General features: G+C 68.8%; 19 protein-coding genes. 16 read left to right on the top strand and 3 right to left on the bottom strand.

The window, feature by feature from the left end:
• Positions 1 to 2 precede the first annotated feature (2 nt).
• On the top strand, positions 3 to 1,283 hold the full coding sequence (locus OG595_RS25625) for a geranylgeranyl reductase family protein (RefSeq protein WP_329275904.1): 1,281 nt from the start codon (positions 3 to 5) through the stop codon (positions 1,281 to 1,283).
• A gap of 36 nt (positions 1,284 to 1,319) precedes the next feature.
• On the opposite strand, the gene def is transcribed toward OG595_RS25625, so the two are convergent.
• Together def and OG595_RS25635 are read right to left on the bottom strand one after the other, a co-directional pair.
• Positions 1,320 to 1,946 carry a peptide deformylase gene (gene def, locus OG595_RS25630; protein ID WP_329275905.1) on the bottom strand — a complete coding sequence of 209 codons (627 nt, stop codon included), beginning with the start codon at positions 1,944 to 1,946 and terminating at the stop codon, positions 1,320 to 1,322.
• A 280-nt stretch (positions 1,947 to 2,226) separates the two neighbouring features.
• Positions 2,227 to 3,081 (bottom strand): C40 family peptidase, encoded by an 855-nt coding sequence (locus tag OG595_RS25635; protein ID WP_329275907.1) that lies wholly within the window; start codon positions 3,079 to 3,081, stop codon positions 2,227 to 2,229.
• A gap of 722 nt (positions 3,082 to 3,803) precedes the next feature.
• On the opposite strand from OG595_RS25635, the gene OG595_RS25640 reads away from it, so the two are divergent.
• From OG595_RS25640 to nuoN, 14 genes are read left to right on the top strand one after another with little or no spacing between them, the layout of a single operon-like run.
• Positions 3,804 to 4,163: an NADH-quinone oxidoreductase subunit A gene (locus OG595_RS25640; RefSeq protein ID WP_005476348.1), complete on the top strand. Its 360-nt coding sequence runs from the start codon at positions 3,804 to 3,806 to the stop codon at positions 4,161 to 4,163.
• Positions 4,164 to 4,177: 14 nt separating this feature from the next.
• Positions 4,178 to 4,732 (top strand): NuoB/complex I 20 kDa subunit family protein, encoded by a 555-nt coding sequence (locus OG595_RS25645; RefSeq protein WP_006382209.1) that lies wholly within the window; start codon positions 4,178 to 4,180, stop codon positions 4,730 to 4,732.
• Positions 4,729 to 5,490 (top strand): NADH-quinone oxidoreductase subunit C, encoded by a 762-nt coding sequence (locus OG595_RS25650; RefSeq protein ID WP_329275910.1) that lies wholly within the window; start codon positions 4,729 to 4,731, stop codon positions 5,488 to 5,490. The genes OG595_RS25645 and OG595_RS25650 overlap by 4 nt, the downstream gene beginning before the upstream one ends.
• On the top strand, positions 5,487 to 6,809 hold the full coding sequence (locus OG595_RS25655) for an NADH-quinone oxidoreductase subunit D (RefSeq protein ID WP_329275912.1): 1,323 nt from the start codon (positions 5,487 to 5,489) through the stop codon (positions 6,807 to 6,809). The genes OG595_RS25650 and OG595_RS25655 overlap by 4 nt, the downstream gene beginning before the upstream one ends.
• A 29-nt stretch (positions 6,810 to 6,838) precedes the next feature.
• On the top strand, positions 6,839 to 7,657 hold the full coding sequence (nuoE, locus tag OG595_RS25660) for an NADH-quinone oxidoreductase subunit NuoE (RefSeq protein ID WP_329283195.1): 819 nt from the start codon (positions 6,839 to 6,841) through the stop codon (positions 7,655 to 7,657).
• Positions 7,654 to 9,003 (top strand): NADH-quinone oxidoreductase subunit NuoF, encoded by a 1,350-nt coding sequence (nuoF, locus tag OG595_RS25665; RefSeq protein ID WP_329275915.1) that lies wholly within the window; start codon positions 7,654 to 7,656, stop codon positions 9,001 to 9,003. Before nuoE ends, nuoF begins: the two co-directional genes overlap by 4 nt.
• The gene (locus OG595_RS25670) at positions 9,000 to 11,504 is read left to right on the top strand and encodes an NADH-quinone oxidoreductase subunit G (RefSeq protein WP_329275916.1); all 2,505 of its coding nucleotides are present in this window, start codon (positions 9,000 to 9,002) and stop codon (positions 11,502 to 11,504) included. The genes nuoF and OG595_RS25670 overlap by 4 nt, the downstream gene beginning before the upstream one ends.
• Positions 11,501 to 12,865, top strand: a complete 1,365-nt coding sequence (gene nuoH, locus OG595_RS25675; RefSeq protein WP_329275918.1) for an NADH-quinone oxidoreductase subunit NuoH — start codon at positions 11,501 to 11,503, stop codon at positions 12,863 to 12,865. The genes OG595_RS25670 and nuoH overlap by 4 nt, the downstream gene beginning before the upstream one ends.
• Positions 12,858 to 13,496 (top strand): NADH-quinone oxidoreductase subunit NuoI, encoded by a 639-nt coding sequence (gene nuoI / locus OG595_RS25680; protein ID WP_329275921.1) that lies wholly within the window; start codon positions 12,858 to 12,860, stop codon positions 13,494 to 13,496. The genes nuoH and nuoI overlap by 8 nt, the downstream gene beginning before the upstream one ends.
• Positions 13,493 to 14,347: an NADH-quinone oxidoreductase subunit J gene (locus OG595_RS25685; protein WP_329275925.1), complete on the top strand. Its 855-nt coding sequence runs from the start codon at positions 13,493 to 13,495 to the stop codon at positions 14,345 to 14,347. The genes nuoI and OG595_RS25685 overlap by 4 nt, the downstream gene beginning before the upstream one ends.
• Entirely contained in the window at positions 14,344 to 14,643 is a 300-nt protein-coding gene (gene nuoK, locus OG595_RS25690) for an NADH-quinone oxidoreductase subunit NuoK (RefSeq protein WP_006382214.1), read from the top strand. The genes OG595_RS25685 and nuoK overlap by 4 nt, the downstream gene beginning before the upstream one ends.
• 14 nt (positions 14,644 to 14,657) lie before the next feature.
• Positions 14,658 to 16,559 (top strand): NADH-quinone oxidoreductase subunit L, encoded by a 1,902-nt coding sequence (gene nuoL / locus OG595_RS25695; protein WP_329275930.1) that lies wholly within the window; start codon positions 14,658 to 14,660, stop codon positions 16,557 to 16,559.
• Positions 16,560 to 16,564: 5 nt separating this feature from the next.
• Positions 16,565 to 18,136, top strand: a complete 1,572-nt coding sequence (locus OG595_RS25700; protein ID WP_329275933.1) for an NADH-quinone oxidoreductase subunit M — start codon at positions 16,565 to 16,567, stop codon at positions 18,134 to 18,136.
• Positions 18,133 to 19,782 (top strand): NADH-quinone oxidoreductase subunit NuoN, encoded by a 1,650-nt coding sequence (gene nuoN, locus OG595_RS25705; RefSeq protein WP_329275935.1) that lies wholly within the window; start codon positions 18,133 to 18,135, stop codon positions 19,780 to 19,782. Before OG595_RS25700 ends, nuoN begins: the two co-directional genes overlap by 4 nt.
• Before the next feature lie 64 nt (positions 19,783 to 19,846).
• Here the strand turns inward: nuoN and OG595_RS25710 are convergent, their stop codons facing one another.
• Positions 19,847 to 20,491 carry a hypothetical protein gene (locus OG595_RS25710; RefSeq protein WP_329275937.1) on the bottom strand — a complete coding sequence of 215 codons (645 nt, stop codon included), beginning with the start codon at positions 20,489 to 20,491 and terminating at the stop codon, positions 19,847 to 19,849.
• A 309-nt stretch (positions 20,492 to 20,800) separates the two neighbouring features.
• Between OG595_RS25710 and recQ the strand changes: the two genes are divergently transcribed.
• Positions 20,801 to 22,879: a DNA helicase RecQ gene (recQ, locus tag OG595_RS25715; protein WP_329283197.1), complete on the top strand. Its 2,079-nt coding sequence runs from the start codon at positions 20,801 to 20,803 to the stop codon at positions 22,877 to 22,879.
• The last annotated feature ends 29 nt before the right edge of the window (positions 22,880 to 22,908 follow it).

Genomic DNA, 22,908 nt, shown 5'->3' on the forward strand with positions numbered 1-22,908 from the left:
TCGTGACCGAGCCCCTCTCCGAAAACACCGCCGATGTGATCGTCGTCGGGGCCGGGCCAGCCGGTTCCACCACCGCCTACTACCTGGCGAAGGCCGGACTCGACGTACTGCTGCTGGAGAAGACCAGCTTCCCGCGCGAAAAGGTCTGCGGCGACGGCCTCACGCCCCGGGCGACCAAGCAACTCGTCGCGATGGGCATCGACATCTCCGAGGAGGCCGGCTGGCTCCGGAACAAGGGCCTCCGCATCATCGGCGGCGGCGTCCGCCTCCAGCTCGACTGGCCGGAACTCGCCTCCTTCCCCGACTACGGACTCGTCCGCAAGCGCGACGACTTCGACGAACAGCTCGCCCGCCAGGCCCAGAAGGCGGGCGCGCGCCTGTACGAGCGCTGCAACGTCGGCGCCCCCATCACCGACCGCACCGGCCGCATCACGGGCGTGCACGCGAAACTCGGTGAGGACAAGCGCGAGGTCACCTTCCACGCCCCGCTGGTGGTCGCCGCCGACGGCAACTCCACCCGCCTGTCCCTGGCGATGGGCCTGCACCGCCGCGAGGACCGCCCGATGGGCGTCGCGGTCCGTACGTACTTCACCTCGCCGCGCCACGAGGACGACTACCTGGAGTCCTGGCTGGAACTCTGGGACCGGCGAGGCGCCGAGGACCGCCTGCTCCCCGGCTACGGCTGGATCTTCGGCATGGGCGACGGAACGTCCAACGTCGGCCTCGGCGTGCTCAACACCTCGGACTCCTTCAAGGAACTGGACTGGCGCGAGGTGCTGAAGGCCTGGTGCGCGTCCATGCCGGAGGACTGGGGCTACACCCCCGACAACATGACCGGCCCGATCCGCGGCGCGGCCCTCCCCATGGCCTTCAACCGGCAGCCCCACTACACGAAGGGGCTGTTGTTGGTCGGCGACGCCGGCGGCCTGGTGAACCCCTTCAACGGCGAGGGCATCGCCTACGCGATGGAATCCGGCCAGATCGCCGCCGACGTCATCGTCCAGGCCCACGCGCGGGCCACACCGGCCCAGCGGGAGATCGCGCTCCAGCGCTACCCGCGCGTGCTCAAGGACACCTACGGCGGCTACTACACGCTCGGCCGCGCCTTCGTGAAGCTCATCGGCAACCCGAAGGTCATGAAGATCGCTGCCGAACGCGGCCTGACCCACCCCTTGTTGATGAAGTTCACCCTCAAGATGCTGGCCAACCTGACCGACCCCACGGGCGGTGACGCGATGGACCGGATCATCAACGGCCTGAGCAAGGTGGCCCCGAAGGCGTGACCGGCGGAGGGCTCCGCCTCAGAGGGTGAGGGCACCTCAGGAGGCGAGGGCCTCCTCCTTGGCGGACCGTCGCGCGAACACCGCCTCGCGACGGTCCGCCACCTGCCGCAGCGCGTCCTTCCGCTCCCGCTTCGAGAGCCGGTCCAGATACACGTGCCCGTTCACATGGTCGGTCTCGTGCTCCAGACACCGGGCGAAGTACCCCGTCCCCTCGACGACAAGAGCGTTCCCGTCCTGATCGAACCCGCGCACCACGGCACGATCAGGACGCGGTACGGCCATCACGGCCCCCGGCACGGAAAGGCATCCCTCGCCCTCGTCGAGGAGGCGCCGGTCGCCGGCGTCGAGCGGCTCCAGCACCGGATTGACGATGTGTCCGACATGTCGGACACCGTCGTCGTCCGTGCAGTCGTAGACGAACAGCCGCAGACCGACGCCGACCTGGTTGGCCGCGAGCCCGGCTCCGTCGGCCACATACATCGTCAGGAACATGTCGTCGATGAGCGCGGCGAGTTCGGGCCCGAACTCGGTCACGTCCCGGCACGGCTTGTGCAGGACCTCTTCGCCCACTTCGGTGATCCGTCGCACGGTCCCACGCCGCGCCTCGGGCGTGAGCCGCGGATACGAGTCGACGGGCCTGCCCTGTACGAAGACACGAGGCATCGCTGTCTCTCCTTCTGCTGTGTGGAGTGCCGACTGGCACTGAGGCTTCAGCCTCACACAGCCGTCCCCCGCAGGGGCGGAGAGCGGAGAAGGGGAGCCGGAAGCGCCCAGGAAGGGCCCAGGAAGGGCCCGGGAGGGGCTCAGGGAGGGCCCAGGAATGGCCCGGGAGGGGCTCAGGGAGGCCCAGGAGGCGCGCAGGGACGGGCACGGCGGAGACGGGTCGAGGGTCGCTGCCCGCCAACGGCAACGACCCTCACACGCCGAATTCCCGGCCGTCGGCTCAGAGCACGCGCACCGCACCCGACGCCGGGTAGCCGGACAGGTCCTGGATGACGACGCCCTTGGACGGGTTGGCCGCGTCCAGGTACTGGCCGTTCCCCACGTACACCGCGACGTGGTACGCCGAACCCTTCGCACCCCAGTACAGGATGTCGCCGACCTGGATGTTCGACAGGGAGACCTCGGTGCCCTGCATCGACTGGTCCTGCGAGACCCGGGGGAGGTCCACGCCGACCTGCTTGAACGCGGCCTGGACCAGGGAGGAGCAGTCCCACGCGTTGGGGCCGGTGGCGCCCATGACGTAGGCGTCGCCCAGCTGGGCCTTGAGGAAGTCGATGACGGTCGCGACACTGCCGCTCGCGGGGGCGGTCACCTGCGACGCCGCCGAGCTGGAGCCGGTGTCGGAGGCCGCCAGCGTGGCGCGCTCGGCGGAGCGGGAGACAGCGGCCTCCGCGGCGGCCTTGCGAGCGGCCTCGGCCTTCTCCTTGGCCTCCGCCTTCTGCTTCGCCTCCGCGAGGTCCTTCCTGGCCTCCTGAGCCGCCTTGGCGGCTGCGGCGTCACGCTCGGCCGCGAGCTCGTAGTTCGCTGCGGCCAGCTGCGTGGCGTCCGCGGACTCGGCGATCTGGGTGGCCAGGTCGGCCGTGAGGGTGGGCAGTTCGATGGTCTGCGTCACGGACTCGGCGGCGTTCGCCGCGCTGGACGCACCCGCCACTGCCAGGGTGCTGAGAACGCCACCGGCGACTCCGGCGCGCATCGCCAGCGACGAGTTGCCGGCACGCCGGGGCTTCCGGTGGCTTCGTATGTGAGCGGTAGCGGTGTGGGACATGGGTACTAGCGGTACCAGCGACTCCTCCATACCTTCAAGAAACGTGTGGTGCGCCACAGTTGTTCAATGGGGCCCCCAAATTCCCGGACTGTCACTCTTTATTGACGCCGTAACGGGCATTGCGGACACGGGTGATCATGCCTGTGATCATGCACTTTCATGGATACGCCCCAATTGCCCGCCGCCTACCATCGGTTGCGGTCCGTGGCCAACCCCCGATCTTCACAGGCCTTCACGGGTGTGGCACAGGTCACGGAACGGTCACCGGCCGGGGTGCGTCCCGCGTGGGATTCGTCGATCGCCGCCGCTCGTGAACGCGTGCACGCACGCCGGTGCGTCCACATTCGCCACTCGGCTCCCTCCGATGTGTGAACGCGCTCCTCTATCAAGCGGCCCCGTCCATCTCCAATTTGCATGCAAGAGAAGTCTCTTGATATTGAGATGCCGCCTGTGACCAGCGGTGACCCGTGAGGATGTCACCTCTGGTGATCACGTGGACGCTTCGGGTGTGAAGATCACCGCTCATCCGACTTCATGATCCTTCGTCGGGTGGTGGAGATCACAAAGGTTCGGCAATACCCCGTGTCGCAGATCACAGACCGCCGGGCATAGGATGCGGGGCAGTTGGGCTTGTGACCTGCTTCACATGTTCGCGATCTTCGCCGGGACGGGCGGGGTTGGCGGGCGGACGGGGCGGCGCCGGACCCATGCAATCGCCAGCAGTCAGTGCCGACTGAGAGGAGCGAGGAGCGGTGAACGCGTATGCGCCCATCCTCGTACTGGGAGCCCTCGGGGCAGGCTTTGCGATCTTCTCCGTGATCATGGCTTCGCTCATCGGCCCGAAGCGGTACAACCGGGCCAAACTCGAAGCTTATGAATGCGGGATCGAGCCGACACCCACGCCGGCCGGCGGTGGGCGATTCCCCATCAAGTACTACCTGACGGCGATGCTCTTCATCGTCTTCGACATCGAGATCGTCTTCCTCTACCCCTGGGCCGTCACCTTTGACGCCCTGGGTGTTTTCGGGCTCGTGGAGATGTTGCTCTTCGTGCTCACCGTCTTCGTGGCGTACGCGTACGTATGGCGGCGCGGCGGCCTGGAATGGGACTGAGGGGCCTCTAAGACATGGGACTCGAAGAAAAACTGCCGAGCGGATTCCTGCTGACCACCGTCGAGCAGGCCGCGGGCTGGGTGCGCAAGGCGTCCGTCTTCCCCGCCACGTTCGGACTCGCCTGCTGTGCCATCGAGATGATGACCACCGGCGCCGGCCGCTACGACCTGGCGCGCTTCGGCATGGAGGTCTTCCGCGGCTCACCCCGCCAGGCGGACCTGATGATCGTGGCCGGCCGGGTCAGCCAGAAGATGGCGCCGGTGCTGCGGCAGGTCTACGACCAGATGCCCAACCCCAAGTGGGTGATCTCCATGGGGGTCTGCGCCTCCTCGGGCGGCATGTTCAACAACTACGCCATCGTGCAGGGCGTCGACCACATCGTCCCGGTCGACATCTATCTGCCCGGTTGCCCGCCACGGCCCGAGATGCTGATCGACGCGATCCTCAAGCTCCACCAGAAGATCCAGAGCTCCAAGCTCGGCGTGAACGCCGAGGAGGCGGCCCGCGAGGCGGAGGAGGCCGCGCTCAAGGCACTCCCCACGATCGAGATGAAGGGGCTGCTGCGATGAGCGACGCGAACGGCACCGGAGCGGGCGGGGCGACGAACGGGGTCAACCCCGAGAAGGACCTCGCCGCCTCCAACCTCCCCGGCCAGCGCGGCGACGGCGGCGAGGAGATCCGCGTCCAGCGCGGCATGTTCGGCGCCAACAACGGTGGCGACACCTCCGGTTACGGCGGCCTGGTCCGCTCCGTCCGGCTCCCGGGAGCCTCGGCGCGGCCGTACGGCGGCTGGTTCGACGAGGTCGCCGACGAACTCGAGGGCGCCCTGGAGGAACAGGGTCTGGTCCCCGAGAACGTGATCGAGAAGACGGTCGTCGACCGCGACGAGCTGACGTTCCACGTCGAACGCGCGTACCTGCTCGGCGTCGCCCAGACCCTGCGCGACGACCCCGCCCTGCGCTTCGAACTCTGCACGGGCGTGAGCGGAGTCCACTACCCGCAGGACAAGGGCCGCGAGCTGCACGCCGTCTACCACCTGCGCTCGATCACCCACAACAGGCTGATCCGCCTCGAAGTCAGCGCCCCGGACAGCGACCCGCACGTCCCGTCCCTGGTCTCCGTCTATCCGACGAACGACTGGCACGAGCGCGAGACGTACGACTTCTTCGGGATCGTCTTCGACGGCCACCCGGCCCTCACGCGGATCATGATGCCGGACGACTGGCCGGGCCACCCGCAGCGCAAGGACTATCCCCTCGGCGGCATCCCCGTCGAGTACAAGGGCGCCCAGATCCCGGCTCCGGACCAGCGGAGGTCGTACTCATGAGCACGCAGCACGCAACTCCGCGCGAGACCACCGAGGGCACCGTCTACACGGTCACCGGTGGCGACTGGGACGAGGTCGTCCAGTCCGCGGCCCGTGCCGACGACGAGCGCATCGTCGTCAACATGGGCCCGCAGCACCCGTCCACGCACGGCGTGCTCCGCCTGATCCTGGAGATCGACGGCGAGACGGTCACCGAGGCCCGCTGCGGCATCGGCTATCTGCACACCGGCATCGAGAAGAACCTCGAGTTCCGCACGTGGACGCAGGGCACGACCTTCGTCACGCGCATGGACTACCTGACGTCCTTCTTCAACGAGACCGCCTACTGCCTCGCCGTCGAGAAGCTCCTCGGCATCGAGGACCAGATCTCCGAACGCGCCACCCTGATCCGTGTGCTCCTCATGGAGCTCAACCGGCTGTCCTCGCACCTCGTGTGCATCGCCACCGGCGGTATGGAACTCGGCGCCACCACGATCATGATCTACGGATTCCGTGATCGTGAAATGATTCTCGACATCTACGAGCTCATCACGGGCCTGCGGATGAACCACGCGTACATCCGCCCCGGCGGACTCGCCCAGGACCTGCCGCCCGGCGCGGTGGACCACATCCGCGAGTTCGTGAAGAAGATGAAGAAGAACCTTCCCGAGTACGACAAGCTCGCCACCGGGAACCCCATCTTCAAGGCCCGTATGCAGGACGTCGGTTACCTCGACCTGGCCGGCTGCATGGCCCTCGGTGCCACCGGCCCGGTCCTGCGCTCCACCGGCCTCCCGCACGACCTGCGCAAGTCCCAGCCGTACTGCGGCTACGAGACGTTCGACTTCGACGTCCCCACCGCCGACACCTGCGACTCCTACGGCCGCTTCCTGATCCGCCTGGAGGAGATGCGCCAGTCGCTCAGGATCGTCGAACAGTGCCTGGACCGGCTCCAGCCGGGCCCGGTCATGGTCACCGACAAGAAGATCGCCTGGCCCGCGCAGCTCGCCCTGGGACCGGACGGTCTGGGGAACTCCCTGGACCACATCAAGCAGATCATGGGCACCTCCATGGAGGCCCTGATCCACCACTTCAAGCTGGTGACCGAGGGTTTCCGCGTCCCGCCGGGACAGGCGTACGCGGCCGTCGAGTCACCCAAGGGCGAACTCGGGGTGCACGCCGTCTCCGACGGAGGCACCCGCCCCTACCGGGTCCACTTCCGGGACCCGTCCTTCACCAACCTGCAGGCCATGGCGGCGATGTGCGAGGGCGGCCAGGTCGCCGACGTCATCGTCGCTGTCGCGTCCATCGACCCCGTGATGGGAGGCGTCGACCGGTGACCACCACCCCCGAGGGCGTCAGCCTGGGCATGCCCCAACTGCCCGCGCCCGCATACCCGGACGACGTTCGAGCCCGGCTCGAAGCGGACTCCCGCGAGGTCATCGCCCGCTACCCGGACTCCCGGTCCGCTCTCCTGCCGTTGCTGCATCTCGTGCAGTCGGAGGAGGGCCATGTCACGCGCACCGGGATGCGGTTCTGCGCGGACATCCTGGGCCTGACCACGGCCGAGGTCACCGCGGTCGCCACCTTCTACTCCATGTACCGCCGGGGCCCCTCCGGCGACTACCAGGTGGGCGTCTGCACCAACACCCTGTGTGCGGTGATGGGCGGCGACGCCATCTTCGAGACCCTCCAGGAGCACCTCGGTGTCGCCAACGGCGGTACCACCGAGGACGGCAAGGTCACCCTGGAGCACATCGAGTGCAACGCGGCCTGCGACTTCGCACCCGTCGTGATGGTCAACTGGGAGTTCTTCGACAACCAGACCCCGGCCAGCGCCAAGCGTCTCGTCGACGACCTGCGCGCGGGCGTCCAGGTCGAACCCACGCGCGGTGCCCCCTTGTGCACCTTCAAGGACACCGCCCGCATCCTGGCGGGCTTCCCCGACACCCGGGACGGGGCCGTCGAGGCGAGCGGCAGCTCGGGCCCCGCCTCACTGATCGGGCTCCGGCTGGCCAAGGGCGAGAGCCCCGCGCGTGTGGTGCACCCCAGGGGCGGCGCCTCCCGGACCACGCCGCCGCACGACCCGTCGCACGCCGAGCACCTCAGTTCGCACGACGCGCCGCAGGACACGGCGGCTTCCGACCCCTCCCACCCGGCGGGGCCCGTCACCGAGGAGGGGGAGTGATGACATTGGCACCCGAGATCAACGACACCAGCCCCGAGAAGCTGCTCGCACCCGTGCTGTCGGCCTTCTGGGACGAGGACCGGTCCTGGAGCCTCGACGTCTACCGGAGGCACGAAGGGTACGAGGGACTCCGCAAGGCCCTCGCGATGACCCCGGACGACCTCATCGCGTACGTCAAGGAATCCGGTCTGCGTGGCCGCGGCGGTGCGGGATTCCCTACGGGAATGAAATGGCAGTTCATTCCTCAGGGCGATGGAAAGCCACACTATCTAGTTGTCAACGCCGACGAATCGGAGCCGGGAACCTGCAAGGACATCCCGCTCCTCTTCGCGAACCCGCACAGCCTCATCGAGGGCATTGTGATCGCGTGTTATGCCATCAGGTCTTCGCATGCGTTCATCTATCTGCGCGGTGAAGTCGTGCCAGTGCTGCGGCGGTTGCACGAGGCCGTACGTGAGGCCTACGCGGCGGGCTACCTCGGCAAGGACGTGCTCGGCAGCGGACTCGACCTCGAACTCACCGTGCACGCGGGCGCGGGCGCGTACATCTGTGGTGAAGAGACCGCACTGCTCGACTCGCTCGAAGGCCGCCGGGGTCAACCGCGGCTCCGTCCCCCCTTTCCTGCCGTCGCAGGGCTCTATGCGTGCCCGACTGTTGTAAATAACGTCGAGTCGATCGCGTCAGTTCCCGCGATTCTGCAAAAGGGCAAAGAATGGTTCCGGTCGATGGGAAGCGAGAAGTCCCCGGGCTTCACGCTCTACTCCCTCAGCGGCCATGTCACCAATCCGGGCCAGTACGAGGCCCCGCTCGGCATCACGCTCCGCCAGCTCCTCGACATGAGCGGCGGTATGCGCGCCGGCCACCGGCTGAAGTTCTGGACACCGGGCGGTTCCTCGACACCGATGTTCACCGACGAACACCTCGACGTCCCTCTTGACTACGAAGGAGTGGGCGCCGCGGGTTCCATGCTCGGCACAAAAGCACTCCAGTGCTTCGACGAGACCACCTGCGTCGTCCGTGCGGTCACCCGGTGGACCGAGTTCTACGCCCACGAGTCCTGCGGCAAGTGCACGCCCTGCCGTGAAGGCACCTACTGGCTCGTGCAGTTGCTGCGCGACATCGAGGCCGGCAAGGGCGCTATGTCCGACCTCGACAAGCTGAACGACATCGCCGACAACATCAACGGCAAGTCCTTCTGCGCCCTCGGCGACGGCGCCGCCTCGCCGATCTTCTCCTCCCTCAAGTACTTCCGCGAGGAGTACGAGGACCACATCACGGGCCGGGGCTGCCCCTTCGACCCGGCCAAGTCCACGGCCTGGGCCGACCGCACGGAGGTGAACGCATGACGGTGACCACGAGCGCTTCCTCCGGAGGGAGCGACGCGGCGGTCCCGCCGGAAGATCTCGTCTCGCTGAAGATCGACGGCATCGACATCAGCGTGCCCAAGGGCACCCTGGTGATCCGAGCCGCCGAACAGCTCGGCGTCGAGATCCCGCGCTTCTGCGACCACCCCCTCCTCGACCCGGTCGGCGCCTGCCGCCAGTGCATCGTCGAGGTCGAGGGCCAGCGCAAGCCCATGGCGTCCTGCACGATCACCTGTACGGACGGGATGGTGGTGAAGACTCACCTCACCTCGCCCGTGGCCGAAAAGGCCCAGCACGGTGTGATGGAGCTGCTGCTCATCAACCACCCGCTCGACTGCCCGGTCTGCGACAAGGGCGGCGAGTGCCCCCTGCAGAACCAGGCCATGTCGCACGGCCAGGCGGAGTCCCGCTTCGAGGGCAGCAAGCGGACCTACGAGAAGCCCGTGCCGATCTCCACACAGGTGCTGCTCGACCGCGAGCGGTGCGTGCTGTGCGCCCGCTGCACCCGCTTCTCCAACCAGATCGCCGGCGACCCGATGATCGAGCTGATCGAGCGCGGCGCGCTCCAGCAGGTCGGCACCGGTGAGGGCGACCCCTTCGAGTCGTACTTCTCCGGGAACACCATCCAGATCTGCCCGGTCGGCGCGCTGACCTCGGCGGCGTATCGCTTCCGCTCCCGCCCCTTCGACCTCGTCTCCTCGCCCTCGGTGTGCGAGCACTGCTCCGGCGGCTGCGCCACCCGCACCGACCACCGGCGCGGCAAGGTCATGCGGCGCCTCGCGGCCAACGAGCCCGAGGTCAACGAGGAGTGGATCTGCGACAAGGGACGCTTCGGCTTCCGCTACGCGCAGAAGCCCGATCGGCTCCGGACGCCCCTCGTCCGCAACGCCGACGGTGTCCTGGAGACCGCCTCCTGGCCCGAGGCGCTGGAGGCGGCGGCACAGGGACTCCTCGCGGCCCGTAGCCGTACGGGAGTTCTCACCGGCGGCCGGCTCACCGTCGAGGACGCCTACGCGTACAGCAAGTTCGCACGCGTGGCCCTCGACACCAACGACATCGACTTCCGCGCGCGCGTGCACAGCGCCGAGGAGGCCGACTTCCTGGCCGCCCGGGTCGGCGGACGCGGACGCGACCTCGACGGTACGGGTGTCACGTACACCTCCCTGGAGAAGGCGCCCGCGGTCCTGCTGGTCGGGTTCGAGTCCGAGGAGGAGGCGCCCGGCGTCTTCCTGCGGCTGCGCAAGGCGTGGCGGGGACACGGACAGAAGGTCTTCTCCCTCGCCACGCACGCGACGCGCGGTCTGGAGAAGGCCGGCGGCACGCTGCTGCCCGCCGCCCCCGGCACCGAGACCGAGTGGCTGGACGCGCTCGGGAGCGGATTCGGGCTGGAGGAGAACGGGGCGAAGGCCGCCGAGGCACTGCGCACCGAGGGCGCGGTGATCGTCGTGGGAGAGCGGCTCGCCGCCGTGGCGGGCGGGCTGACCGCCGCCGTACGGGCGGCGTCCACGACCGGCGCACAGCTGGTGTGGATCCCGCGCCGGGCGGGGGAGCGCGGTGCCGTCGAGGTCGGCGCGCTGCCGTCGCTGCTGCCGGGCGGCCGTCCGGCGACCGACCCGCGCGCGCGGGACGAGGTCGCCGCCGCCTGGGGCGTGGCCGAGCTTCCGCACCGCTTCGGCCGCGACACCGGCCAGATCGTCGAGGCCGCCGCCGGGGGCGAGTTGCAGGCCCTGGTCGTCGCCGGTGTGGAGGTCGCCGACCTGCCCGACCCGGCACGCGCGCGTGAGGCCCTGCGCGAAGTGGGCTTCCTGGTGTCGCTGGAACTGCGGCCCAGCGAGGTCACCGAGCACGCCGACGTCGTACTCCCCGTGGCCGCGGTCGCCGAGAAGGCGGGCACCTTCCTCAACTGGGAGGGCCGGGGCCGCCCCTTCGAGGCCGCGCTCAAGCCCGACCAGATGACCCGGCGTCTGGCGCCGCCGGACGCCCGTGTGCTCCAGATGCTGGCCGACGCCATGGACGTACACCTGGGGCTCCCGGATCTGCGGACGGCGCGGGCGGAACTGGACCGGCTCGGGACCTGGGACGGGACGCGGGCCACCAACCCGCTGGAGATCGGTGCCCAGTTGCCGCGTCCGGCCGCCGGGGAAGCGGTGCTCGCCGGGCACCGGCTGCTGCTCGACCAGGGGCGTCTCCAGGAGGGCGACGACGCGCTCGCCGGGACGCGGCACGCCGCCCACGCGCGCGTGTCGGCCGCCACGGCCGCCGAAGCCGGTGTCAAGGAAGGCGATCTGCTCGCCGTGACCGGTGCCACCGGGACGGTCGAACTCCCCCTCAAGGTCACCGAGATGCCCGACCGTGTGGTCTGGCTGCCGCTGAACTCCACCGGAGGCGGCGTCGCCTCCGACACCGGGGCGCTGCCCGGCGCACTCGTCCGCATCGGTCCGGCGACCCTCGCCCCCGACGCTCCCAAGGAGGTGGAGGCATGAGCCCGTACCTCGCCGCTGAAGACCTCTCCATGTTCGGCACCGACCCGTGGTGGCTGGTCGTCGTCAAGGCGGTCTTCTGCTTCGCCTTCCTGATGATCACCGTGCTGTTCTCCATCGTGTGGGAGCGCAAGGTCGTCGCCTGGATGCAGCTGCGCATCGGCCCCAACCGGCACGGTCCCTGGGGCATGCTCCAGTCGCTCGCCGACGGCGTGAAACTGATGCTCAAGGAAGACCTGATCGTCAAGCGCGCGGACAAGGTGGTCTACATCCTCGCGCCGGTCATCGCGGCCATCCCGGCCTTCATGGCGATCGCGGTCATCCCCTTCGGACCGGCCGGCAACGAGGTCTCGATCTTCGGCACCCGTACGACGATGCAGCTCACCGACCTGCCGATCGCGATGCTCTACATCCTCGCGGTCGCCTCGGTCGGCATCTACGGCATCGTCCTCGCGGGCTGGAGCTCCGGATCCACCTACCCCCTGCTGGGCGGCCTGCGGTCCTGCGCGCAGATGATCTCGTACGAGATCGCCATGGGCGCGGCCTTCGCCTCGGTGTTCCTCTACTCCGGTTCGATGTCGACCTCGACCATCGTCGAGCAGCAGCACGACCGCTGGTACGTCGTCCTGCTGCCGGTCTCCTTCGTCATCTACGTCGTGACGATGATCGGCGAGACCAACCGCGCCCCCTTCGACATGCCTGAGTCCGAGGGCGACCTGGTCGGCGGTTTCAACACCGAGTACTCGTCGATCAAGTTCGCGCTGTTCATGCTCGCCGAGTACGTCAACATGGTGACCGTCTCGGCCGTGTCGGTGACGCTCTTCCTGGGCGGCTGGCGGGCCCCTTATCCCATCAGCACCTTCTGGGAGGGCGCCAACCACGGCTGGTGGCCGATGCTCTGGTTCGTCATCAAGGTGCAGTTGCTGCTGTTCTTCTTCATCTGGCTGCGCGGCACCCTCCCGCGCGTGCGCTACGACCAGCTGATGAAGCTCGGCTGGAAGGTCCTCATCCCGGTCTCGCTGGTCTGGCTGATGCTCGTCGCGACCGTACGGACCCTGCGCAACGAGAACTACGACTTCGCCGACATCGCCCTCTACGTCGGCGGCGGTGTCATCACCCTGCTCCTGCTGTCCTTCGTGGTCGACATCTTCCGCGACCGGGGCAGGGCGCGGGAGACGGCCGCCGCCGAGCCCGTCGCCTTCGACCCGATGGCGGGCGGGTTCCCCGTACCGCCACTGCCGGGACAGGAGGCGCCGCCGGTACCGCGCAGGCGCCCGCGCCGGGAGCGCGAGTTGATTGTCAGTGGTGGACCGGATACTGGCAGTGACGGATCTCTGGATGGAAAGGAGGCGTCCGATGGCTGAGGAGCCAAAGGAGACCGGGCAGACGAAGCCCGGCTTCCAGAACCCCGTGGCCGGCTTCGGCGTGACCTTCAAGGCCATGTTCAAGAAGCGGCTGACCGAGCAGTACCCCGAGCAGGAGAAGACCACCGCTCCCCGGTTCCATGGACGGCACCAGCTCAACCGCCATCCGGACGGCCTGGAGAAGTGCGTCGGCTGCGAACTGTGCGCCTGGGCCTGCCCCGCGGACGCCATCTATGTGGAAGGCGCCGACAACACCGACGAGGAGCGCTACTCGCCGGGCGAGCGGTACGGCGCGGTCTACCAGATCAACTACGCCCGCTGCATCCTGTGCGGGCTGTGCATCGAGGCGTGCCCCACGCGCGCGTTGACGATGACGAACGAGTTCGAGCTGGCCGACAGCAGCCGCGCCAACCTCATCTACACCAAGGAACAGCTGCTCGCCGGACTCGACGAGGGCATGGTCGAATCGCCCCACTCGATCTTCCCGGGCACCGACGAACAGGACTACTACCAGGGGCTGGTCACCGAGGCCGCGCCCGGCACGGTGCGTCAGGTCGCTGTCTCCAGGGGCGAGCTGCATCCAACGGCGGACCCTTCGGGTGCGGCCGAAGAAGAGGGGGTGGGAGCGTGAGCGCGCAGCTCGCCGCCGCGGCCACTCTTTCCGCCGGCACCTCCACGGGCGAGGCGTTCCAGTTCTGGATCCTCGGCACCGTCGCCGTGGCCGGAGCCCTGTGCACCGTCTTCATGAGGCGGGCCGTGCACAGTGCGCTCTGTCTCGCCGGAACCATGATCATCCTGGCGGTGTTCTACCTCGCCAACGGCGCCTACTTCCTGGGCGTCGTCCAGATCGTCGTCTACACCGGCGCGATCATGATGCTGTTCCTCTTCGTGGTCATGCTCGTCGGTGTCACCGCCGCGGACTCCCTCAAGGAGACCATCAAGGGCCAGCGCTGGCTGGCCCTGCTGTGCGGGCTCGGCTTCGGCATCCTCCTGGTCGCGGGCATCGGGAACGCCTCCCTGAAGGAGTTCGCCGGCCTCGGCCAGGCCAACGCGAACGGCAACGTGGAGGGCCTGGCCGCCCTCATCTTCACGAAGTACGTGTTCGCCTTCGAGATCACCGGTGCCCTGCTGATCACGGCCGCCGTCGGTGCCATGGTGCTCACGCACCGCGAGCGCGCCGAGCGCGCCAAGACCCAGCGCGAGATGGCCGAGGAGCGCGTGCGGGGCAAGCACCTGCCGCCGCTGCCCGCCCCGGGTGTGTACGCCCGGCACAACGCGGTGGACGTCGCGGGCCTGCTGCCCGACGGCACCCCGTCCGAGCTGTCGGTCATGCAGACGCTGCGTCAGCGCGGCCAGATCAGGGATGTGTCCGCGGGGGCCATCAACGACCTCAAGGCCATCGAGCAGCGGTCCGAGGACCGTCTGGAGCGCACCAACATCGGCTCGAACGGCCGCTCGGACAGTGGGGAGGCGTCGAAGTGAACCCGGTCAACTACCTCTATCTCGCCGCCCTGTTGTTCACGATCGGCGCCACCGGCGTCCTGATCAGGCGCAACGCGATCGTCGTCTTCATGTGCGTCGAGCTGATGCTCAACGCCTGCAACCTCGCGTTCGTCACCTTCTCCCGGATGCACGGCAATCTCGACGGCCAGGTCATCGCCTTCTTCACGATGGTCGTCGCCGCCGCGGAGGTCGTCGTCGGGCTCGCGATCATCGTGTCCCTGTTCCGTTCCCGCCACTCGGCCTCGGTCGACGACGCCAGCCTGATGAAGCTGTAAGGGGTCGCTGAACCGTGAACGCTGAGAATCTGATTGCGCTGCTGGTGGCGGCGCCCCTGCTCGGAGCGGCCGTACTGCTGTGCGGTGGCCGGCGGCTGGACGCCGTCGGCCACTGGATCGGCACGGCCCTCGCTGCCTCCTCCTTCGTGATCGGCGTCATCCTCTTCGCCGACATGCTGGGCAAGGACGCCGAGCACCGCGCCCTGATGCAGCACCTGTTCAGCTGGATCCCCGTCGAGGGCTTCCAGGCCGACGTCGCCTTCCAGCTCGACCAGCTGTCGATGACGTTCGTCCTGCTGATCACCGGCGTCGGCTCGCTGATCCACGTGTACTCGATCGGGTACATGGAGCACGACGAGCGCCGCCGCCGTTTCTTCGGCTATCTGAACCTGTTCCTGGCGGCGATGCTGCTCCTCGTCCTCGCCGACAACTACCTGCTGCTGTACGTCGGCTGGGAGGGCGTCGGTCTCGCCTCGTACCTCCTGATCGGCTTCTGGCAGCACAAGCCCAGTGCCGCGACCGCCGCGAAGAAGGCCTTCCTGGTCAACCGCGTCGGCGACATGGGCCTGTCGATCGCCATCATGCTGATGTTCACCACCTTCGGGACCTTCACCTTCGGGCCCGTCCTCGAAGCCACCGGTGAGACCGGTGAGGGCAAGCTCACCGCCATCGCCCTGATGCTGCTGCTCGCGGCCTGCGGCAAGTCCGCCCAGGTGCCGCTGCAGTCCTGGCTCGGGGACGCGATGGAGGGCCCGACCCCGGTCTCGGCCCTCATCCACGCGGCGACGATGGTGACCGCCGGCGTGTACCTGATCGTCCGCTCCGGGGAGATCTTCAACGCGGCGCCCGACGCCCAGTTGGTGGTCACCGTGGTCGGTGCCGTCACGCTCCTCTTCGGTGCGATCGTCGGTTGCGCGAAGGACGACATCAAGAAGGCGCTGGCCGGCTCGACCATGTCGCAGATCGGCTACATGATCCTCGCGGCCGGCCTCGGCCCCATCGGCTACGTCTTCGCGATCATGCACCTGGTGACCCACGGCTTCTTCAAGGCCGGACTGTTCCTCGGCGCCGGCTCGGTCATGCACGGCATGAACGACGAGGTCGACATGCGCAAGTACGGCGGCCTCCGCAAGCACATGCCCGTCACCTTCGTGACCTTCGGCCTCGGATACCTCGCCATCATCGGCTTCCCGGGCCTGTCCGGCTTCTTCTCCAAGGACAAGATCATCGAGGCGGCGTTCGCCAAGGGCGGCACCGAGGGCTGGATCCTCGGCGGCGTGGCCCTGCTCGGCGCGGCCATCACCGCGTACTACATGACGCGCGTGATGCTGATGACGTTCTTCGGCGAGAAGCGCTGGCAGCCCGACGAGAACGGCAACGAGCCGCACCCGCACGAGTCCCCGAAGTCCATGACGATCCCCATGATCGTGCTCGCCTTCGGGTCGGTCTTCGCGGGCGGGATCTTCGGCATCGGCGACCGCTTCCTGCACTGGCTGGAGCCCGTCACCGAGCACGCGCACGGACACCCGCCGGTCAGCGCCCTCACGGTCACGCTGTCCACCATGGTCGTGCTCGTCATCGGCGTCGGCACCGCGTACGCCCAGTACGGGCGCCGCGCCATCCCGGTGGTCGCCCCGCGCGGCTCGCTGCTCACCCGGGCCGCCCGGCGCGACCTCCTCCAGGACGACTTCAACCACGTCGTCCTCGTACGCGGCGGAGAGCACCTCACCCGCTCCCTCGTGTACGTCGACCACACCCTGGTCGACGGGGTCGTCAACGGTACGGCGGCCTCCATGGGCGGCCTCTCCGGACGGCTCCGCAAGCTGCAGAACGGGTACGCGCGCTCGTACGCGGTCTCGATGTTCGGCGGTGCGGCGATCCTCATCGCCGCGACCCTGCTGATGAGGGCGGTCTGATACCGATGTCCTTTCCCCTCCTGACAGCGACGGCGGCGCTCCCGGCCCTCGGGGCGATCGCCACGGCGGCCGTACCGGCCGCGCGGCGCACCGCCGCCAAGTGGCTGGCGCTGATCGTCTCGCTCGCCACGCTGGTACTCGCGGCGGTCGTCCTGGTGCGCTTCGACCCGGGCGGAGACCGCTACCAGCTCACCGAATCCCGTGCCTGGATCAAGGACTTCGGGGTGCGGTACGAACTGGGTGTGGACGGCATCGCCGTGGCGCTCATCGCGCTGACCGCGCTGCTGATCCCGTTCGTGATCCTGGCCGGCTGGCACGACGCCGACCCCCTGGAGACAGGAAACACGCGGTGGCGGCCCACCCAGGGCTTCTTCGCGCTGATCCTGGCCGTCGAGGCGATGGTGATCATCTCCTTCGAGGCCACCGACGTCTTCCTCTTCTACATCTTCTTCGAAGCCATGCTCATCCCGATGTACTTCCTCATCGGCGGCTTCGGCGACCGTGCCCACGAGCACGGTGAGGAAACGGCGTCCACCCAACGCTCGTACGCGGCGGTGAAGTTCCTCCTCTACAACCTCGTCGGCGGCCTGATCATGCTGGCGGCCGTGATCGGCCTCTATGTGGTGGCCGGGAACTTCTCGCTCACGGAGATCGCCGCCGCGCGGGCCAACGGTTCGCTGGACATGGCGACGAACACCGAACGCTGGCTGTTCCTGGGCTTCTTCTTCGCCTTCGCGGTGAAGGCGCCGCTGTGGCCGCTGCACACCTGGCTGCCCAACGCCATGGGGGAGGCCACCACGCCGGTCGCCGTGCTGATCACGGCGGTCGTCGACAAGGTGGGCACCTTCGCGATGCTCCGCTTCTGCCTCCAGCTGTTCCCGGAGGCGTCGAAGTGGGCGACGCCCGTCATCCTCGTACTGGCGCTGATCAGCATCATCTACGGGGCGCTGCTCGCGGTCGGGCAGCGGGACATCAAGCGGCTGGTCGCGTACGCGTCGATCTCGCACTTCGGGTTCATCATCCTGGGCATCTTCGCGATGACCAGCCAGGGCCAGTCGGGCGCGACGCTGTACATGGTCAACCACGGGATCTCCACGGCCGCGCTGATGCTGGTGGCCGGCTTCCTGATCTCGCGGCGCGGCTCGCGGCTCATCGCCGACTACGGAGGCGTCCAGAAGGTCGCCCCGGTGCTCGCCGGCACGTTCCTGATCGGTGGGCTCGCGACCCTGTCGCTCCCGGGCCTCGCGCCCTTCGTGAGCGAGTTCCTGGTCCTGGTAGGCACGTTCGCCCGCTATCCGGTGGTCGGCATCATCGCCACCTTCGGCATCGTCCTCGCCGCGCTCTACACCCTCGTCCTCTACCAGAGGACGATGACTGGCCCGGTGAAGGCGGAAGTCGCCGAGATGCCGGACCTCAGGGTGCGTGAACTCGTGGTGGTGACGCCGCTGATCGTGCTGCTGATCTTCCTCGGTGTCTATCCGAAGCCCTTGACGGACATCGTCGATCCGGCGGTCAAGCACACCATGTCCGACGTCCAGAAGAAGGACCCCCAGCCCGAGGTGGAGGCGGCCAAGTGAGCGCAGCAGCCGTCCACAGCCTGTGGACAACGGCGGCCGATCCGATTTCCAAGATCGACGCGCCGAAGATCGAATACGGGCAATTGTCGCCCACCCTCATCGTCATCGGTGCGGCGATCGTCGGGATCCTGGTCGAGGCGTTCGTGCCCCGCAAATCCCGTTACTACGTACAGCTGTTCGTGTCCGTCGTCGCCCTCACCGCGGCCTTCGCCGCGGTCGTCGGGCTCGCGGCGAGCGGATACGGCACCACCAAGGCCGGTATCGCGGCCATGGGCGCGATCGCCGTCGACGGACCCGCACTGTTCCTCCAGGGCACGATCCTGCTCGCGGGACTCGTCGGACTGTTCACCTTCGCCGAACGGCGTCTCGACCCCGAGGCCCACGGCAACCGCGTCGACTCGTTCGTCGCGCAGGCGGCGTCCGTGCCGGGCAGCGACAGCGAACAGGCCGCGGTGAAGGCCGGGTTCACCACCACCGAGGTGTTCCCGCTGCTGCTGTTCGCGGTCGGCGGCATGCTGATCTTCCCCTCGGCCAACGACCTGCTGACCCTGTTCGTGGCCCTGGAAGTCTTCTCGCTCCCGCTGTACCTGCTGTGCGCCCTGGCCCGCCGCAAGCGGCTCGTGTCGCAGGAGGCAGCGGTCAAGTACTTCCTGCTCGGCGCCTTCGCCTCCGCGTTCACCCTGTTCGGCATCGCCCTGCTGTACGGCTACGCGGGCTCGGTGTCGTACGGGACGATCGCCCAGGTCGTCGACGGCACCGTCAAGAACGTCGACCCGGCGCTCGCCGACACCATGGGCAACGACGTGCTGCTGCTCATCGGCGCCGCGATGATCGTCATGGGACTGCTCTTCAAGGTCGGCGCCGTGCCGTTCCACATGTGGACGCCGGACGTGTACCAGGGCGCCCCCACCCCGGTGACGGGCTTCATGGCCGCGGCGACGAAGGTCGCGGCCTTCGGCGCGCTGCTGCGCCTGCTGTACGTCGTGCTGCCGGGCCTGCGCTGGGACTGGCGGCCGGTCATGATGGGCGTCGCGGTCATCACCATGCTGGGCGGCGCGATCGTCGCGATCACCCAGACCGACATCAAGCGACTGCTGGCCTACTCGTCCATCGCGCACGCCGGGTTCATCCTGGCCGGTGTCATCGCGATGACACCGGACGGGATCTCGTCCGTCCTGTTCTACCTGGGCGCGTACTCGTTCGTGACGATCGGCGCGTTCGCCGTGGTCACCCTGGTGCGGGACGCCGGGGGCGAGGCGACCCACCTGTCCAAGTGGGCGGGGCTGGGACGCCGTTCGCCGCTGGTGGCCGCCGTGTTCGCGGTGTTCCTGCTGGCCTTCGCCGGCATTCCGCTGACCTCCGGATTCGCCGGGAAGTTCGCCGTGTTCAAGGCGGCGGCCGAGGGCGGCGCGGGATCACTGGTCGTGGTCGGTGTGATCTCGTCGGCGATCGCCGCGTTCTTCTACATCCGGGTGATCGTGCTGATGTTCTTCAGCGAGCCGCGGCCGGACGGACCCACCGTCGCCGTGCCGTCGCCGCTGACCATGACGGCGATCGGGGTGGGGGTGGCGGTCACCGTGGTGCTGGGTGTGGCGCCGCAGTACTTCCTCGACCTGGCGAACCAGGCGGGCGTCTTCGTGCGCTGAGCAGCGAGCTCCGCGGATTGCGCTGGGCCCCGGTCCCCTCGTGGGACCGGGGCCCAGCGCGTTTTCACGGCGCCGGGCACGTCACCGTGGGGTTCCAGCGGGCGAACGTGCCCTTGGGGTTCTTCTTCCAGAGCCAGACGTGCAGGTCGTAGTGGACCGGCATGCCTTCCACGTGGCCTGGCATCGGACCGTCGAAGGGCATGCCGAACAGGCTGGGGCGGTCGTCGTCGGTCTTCACGTCCTGGTCCTTGTCGACCACGATCCACTCCGCGGCGACGAGCCTGCGCGACCCGGTGGTGGCACTCGGGGCGGTGACAGCGGAGGCGTCGCCGTCCAGCGCGTCGAGGTTGTCGACCCGGCTCGCGTCGGACGCCTCGTCCATCCAGTCCTCGTTGGTCCGGTCCTCGTACAGGAGAGCGGCCGGCTTCGCTGGATCGAGTGAACCGTAGAGGCTCTTGTTGATGTAGTGGAAGCCCATCCCGCCGTCCGGCGGGTGGACTCCGCAGAAGGAGGGCTCGTAGCCGGCCGTGACCGCGAACGGGGCGTACTGGTACTTCGCCGTGCCTTCGAGTGTCCCGGCCAGCTGGGTCCAGACCGTGGGGTCGACGGGGTCGCCGGGCGCGGAGTGCGCGGGGGCGACGGTCAGGGAGAGGGACGCGACGGCGGCCGTGGCGAGGGCGACGGTGACCTTGAGCTGGCGGCGGGGCATGCGGGGACTCCTTGAGCGGGAGAGGCGCCCGGAAGGGCACCGGTCCGAGAGGCGCGCGGGGCGCCGGTCCGTTGGGCGGGCCTCCCCTCGTCCCGCCCGAGCAGCATGTCCCGGGGCTTCGGGGGGTGCCATGTGAAGGGCCCATTGGGCTGAACACCCCGGTCCGGAGGAGGGGGCCGGTGCCACGGGACGGAGGTGGGGCGGGGCTGCCTGTGGATAACTCCGGGGCTGTCGGTGCGGGCCCCTATGGTGGACGCAGTGGTCGAGGCGCGACGTACGGGGGACACGACGATGAGCGCGATGAGCGTGATGGGCGGGTCGGGTGTGATGACGGAAGCCGGCGAGGGTCCGGGAGCGGTCGGGGCGGCGGACAGCGAGGCGCTGGCCACGCTGCACCGGGTTTTCGGGTACGACTCCTTCCGCGGCGAGCAGGCAGCCGTCATCGAGCACGTGGTGGCGGGGGGCGACGCGGTCGTGCTCATGCCGACCGGTGGCGGCAAGTCGCTCTGCTACCAGATTCCCTCCCTGGTCAGACCGGGTACGGGGATCGTCGTCTCGCCGCTCATCGCGCTGATGCAGGACCAGGTGGACGCGCTGCGGGCGCTCGGTGTGCGGGCCGGGTTCATGAACTCCACGCAGGACTTCGACGAGCGGCGGGTGGTGGAGGCCGAGTTCCTGGCGGGCGAGCTGGACCTCCTGTACCTGGCTCCGGAGCGACTGCGTCTGGAGTCGTCCCTGGACCTCCTCTCGCGCGGGAAGATCGCCGTCTTCGCCATCGACGAGGCGCACTGCGTCTCACAGTGGGGGCACGACTTCCGGCCCGACTACCTGGCGCTGTCGCTGCTGGGTGAGCGCTGGCCGGACGTCCCGCGGATCGCGCTCACGGCGACGGCCACGCGCGCGACACACCAGGAGATCACCCAGCGACTGGGCATGCCGGACGCCCGCCACTTCGTCGCGAGCTTCGACCGGCCCAACATCCAGTACCGGATCGTGCCCAAGGCCGACCCCAAGAAGCAACTGCTGTCCTTCCTGAAGGAGGAGCACGCGGGCGACGCCGGCATCGTCTACTGCCTCTCGCGCAACTCCGTCGAGCGCACGGCGGAGTTCCTGTCCGCCAACGGTGTGCGGGCGGTGCCGTACCACGCGGGACTCGACGCGGGCACGCGCGCGGCGCACCAGTCGCGCTTCCTGCGGGAGGACGGTCTCGTCATCGTGGCGACGATCGCCTTCGGGATGGGCATCGACAAACCCGACGTCCGGTTCGTCGCCCACTACGACCTGCCCAAGTCCGTCGAGGGCTACTACCAGGAGACGGGCCGCGCGGGGCGCGACGGACTGCCGTCCACGGCCTGGATGGCGTACGGCCTGAACGACGTCATACAGCAGCGCAAGATGATCCAGAGCGGTGAGGGCGACGAGGCGCACCGGCGCCGGTCCGCCGCGCACCTGGACGCGATGCTGGCACTGTGCGAGACGGTGCAGTGCCGACGCAGTCAGCTGCTCGCCTACTTCGGTCAGGACCCGGAGCCGGGCGGCTGCGGCAACTGCGACACGTGCCTGGTGCCGCCGGACACATGGGACGGCACGGTCGTCGCGCAGAAGGTGCTGTCGACGGTGTGGCGGCTGGAGCGCGAGCGGCGCCAGAAGTTCGGCGCGGTGCAGATCGTGGACATCCTGCTGGGCCGGCGGACCGCGAAGGTGATCCAGTTCGACCACGACCAGCTCTCCGTGTTCGGCATCGGCGAGGAGCTGGCCGAGGGCGAATGGCGCGGAGTCGTACGGCAGATGCTGGCGCAGGGACTCCTCGCGGTCGAGGGGGAGTACGGGACGCTGGTGCTGACCGAGGAGAGCGGGTCGGTGCTGCGGCGCGAGCGGGACGTACCGATGCGGAAGGAACCGAAGAAGGCGGCGACCGCGAAGTCGGCCGGTGGCGGCGGCCGGGGCGAGCGGAAGGCGAAGGCAGCGGCGGCGGCTGCCGAGCTGCCCGCGGAACTGCAGCCGGCGTTCGAGGCACTGCGGACCTGGCGGGGTGAACAGGCCCGTGAGCAGGGGGTTCCGGCGTACGTCATCTTCCACGACGCCACGCTCAGGGAGATCGTCAGCGTCTGGCCCGGATCGGTCGCCGAGCTGGGCGGAATCAGCGGGGTGGGCGAGAAGAAGCTCGCCACCTACGGGGAGGGTGTGCTGAAGGCCCTCGCGGCGCTGGGCGGGGCGCCGGTGCCCGGGACGGGGACAGCGCCAGGCGCCACGAGCGGTGACGGCGCGGGTGCGAAATCCGGGCCGGGACCGGATGGACCGGGAGCGGACCGGACGGGGCCGGACCGGACGGGGCCGGACGACTGGCCCGAGATGGAGATGGAGCCCGAGCCGGAGGACTGGATGTAGGGAGTGGAGGGCCGGAGGCGAGCGGGAGC

It is taken from the genome of Streptomyces sp. NBC_01451, assembly GCF_036227485.1.
Lineage (GTDB): Bacteria > Actinomycetota > Actinomycetes > Streptomycetales > Streptomycetaceae > Streptomyces.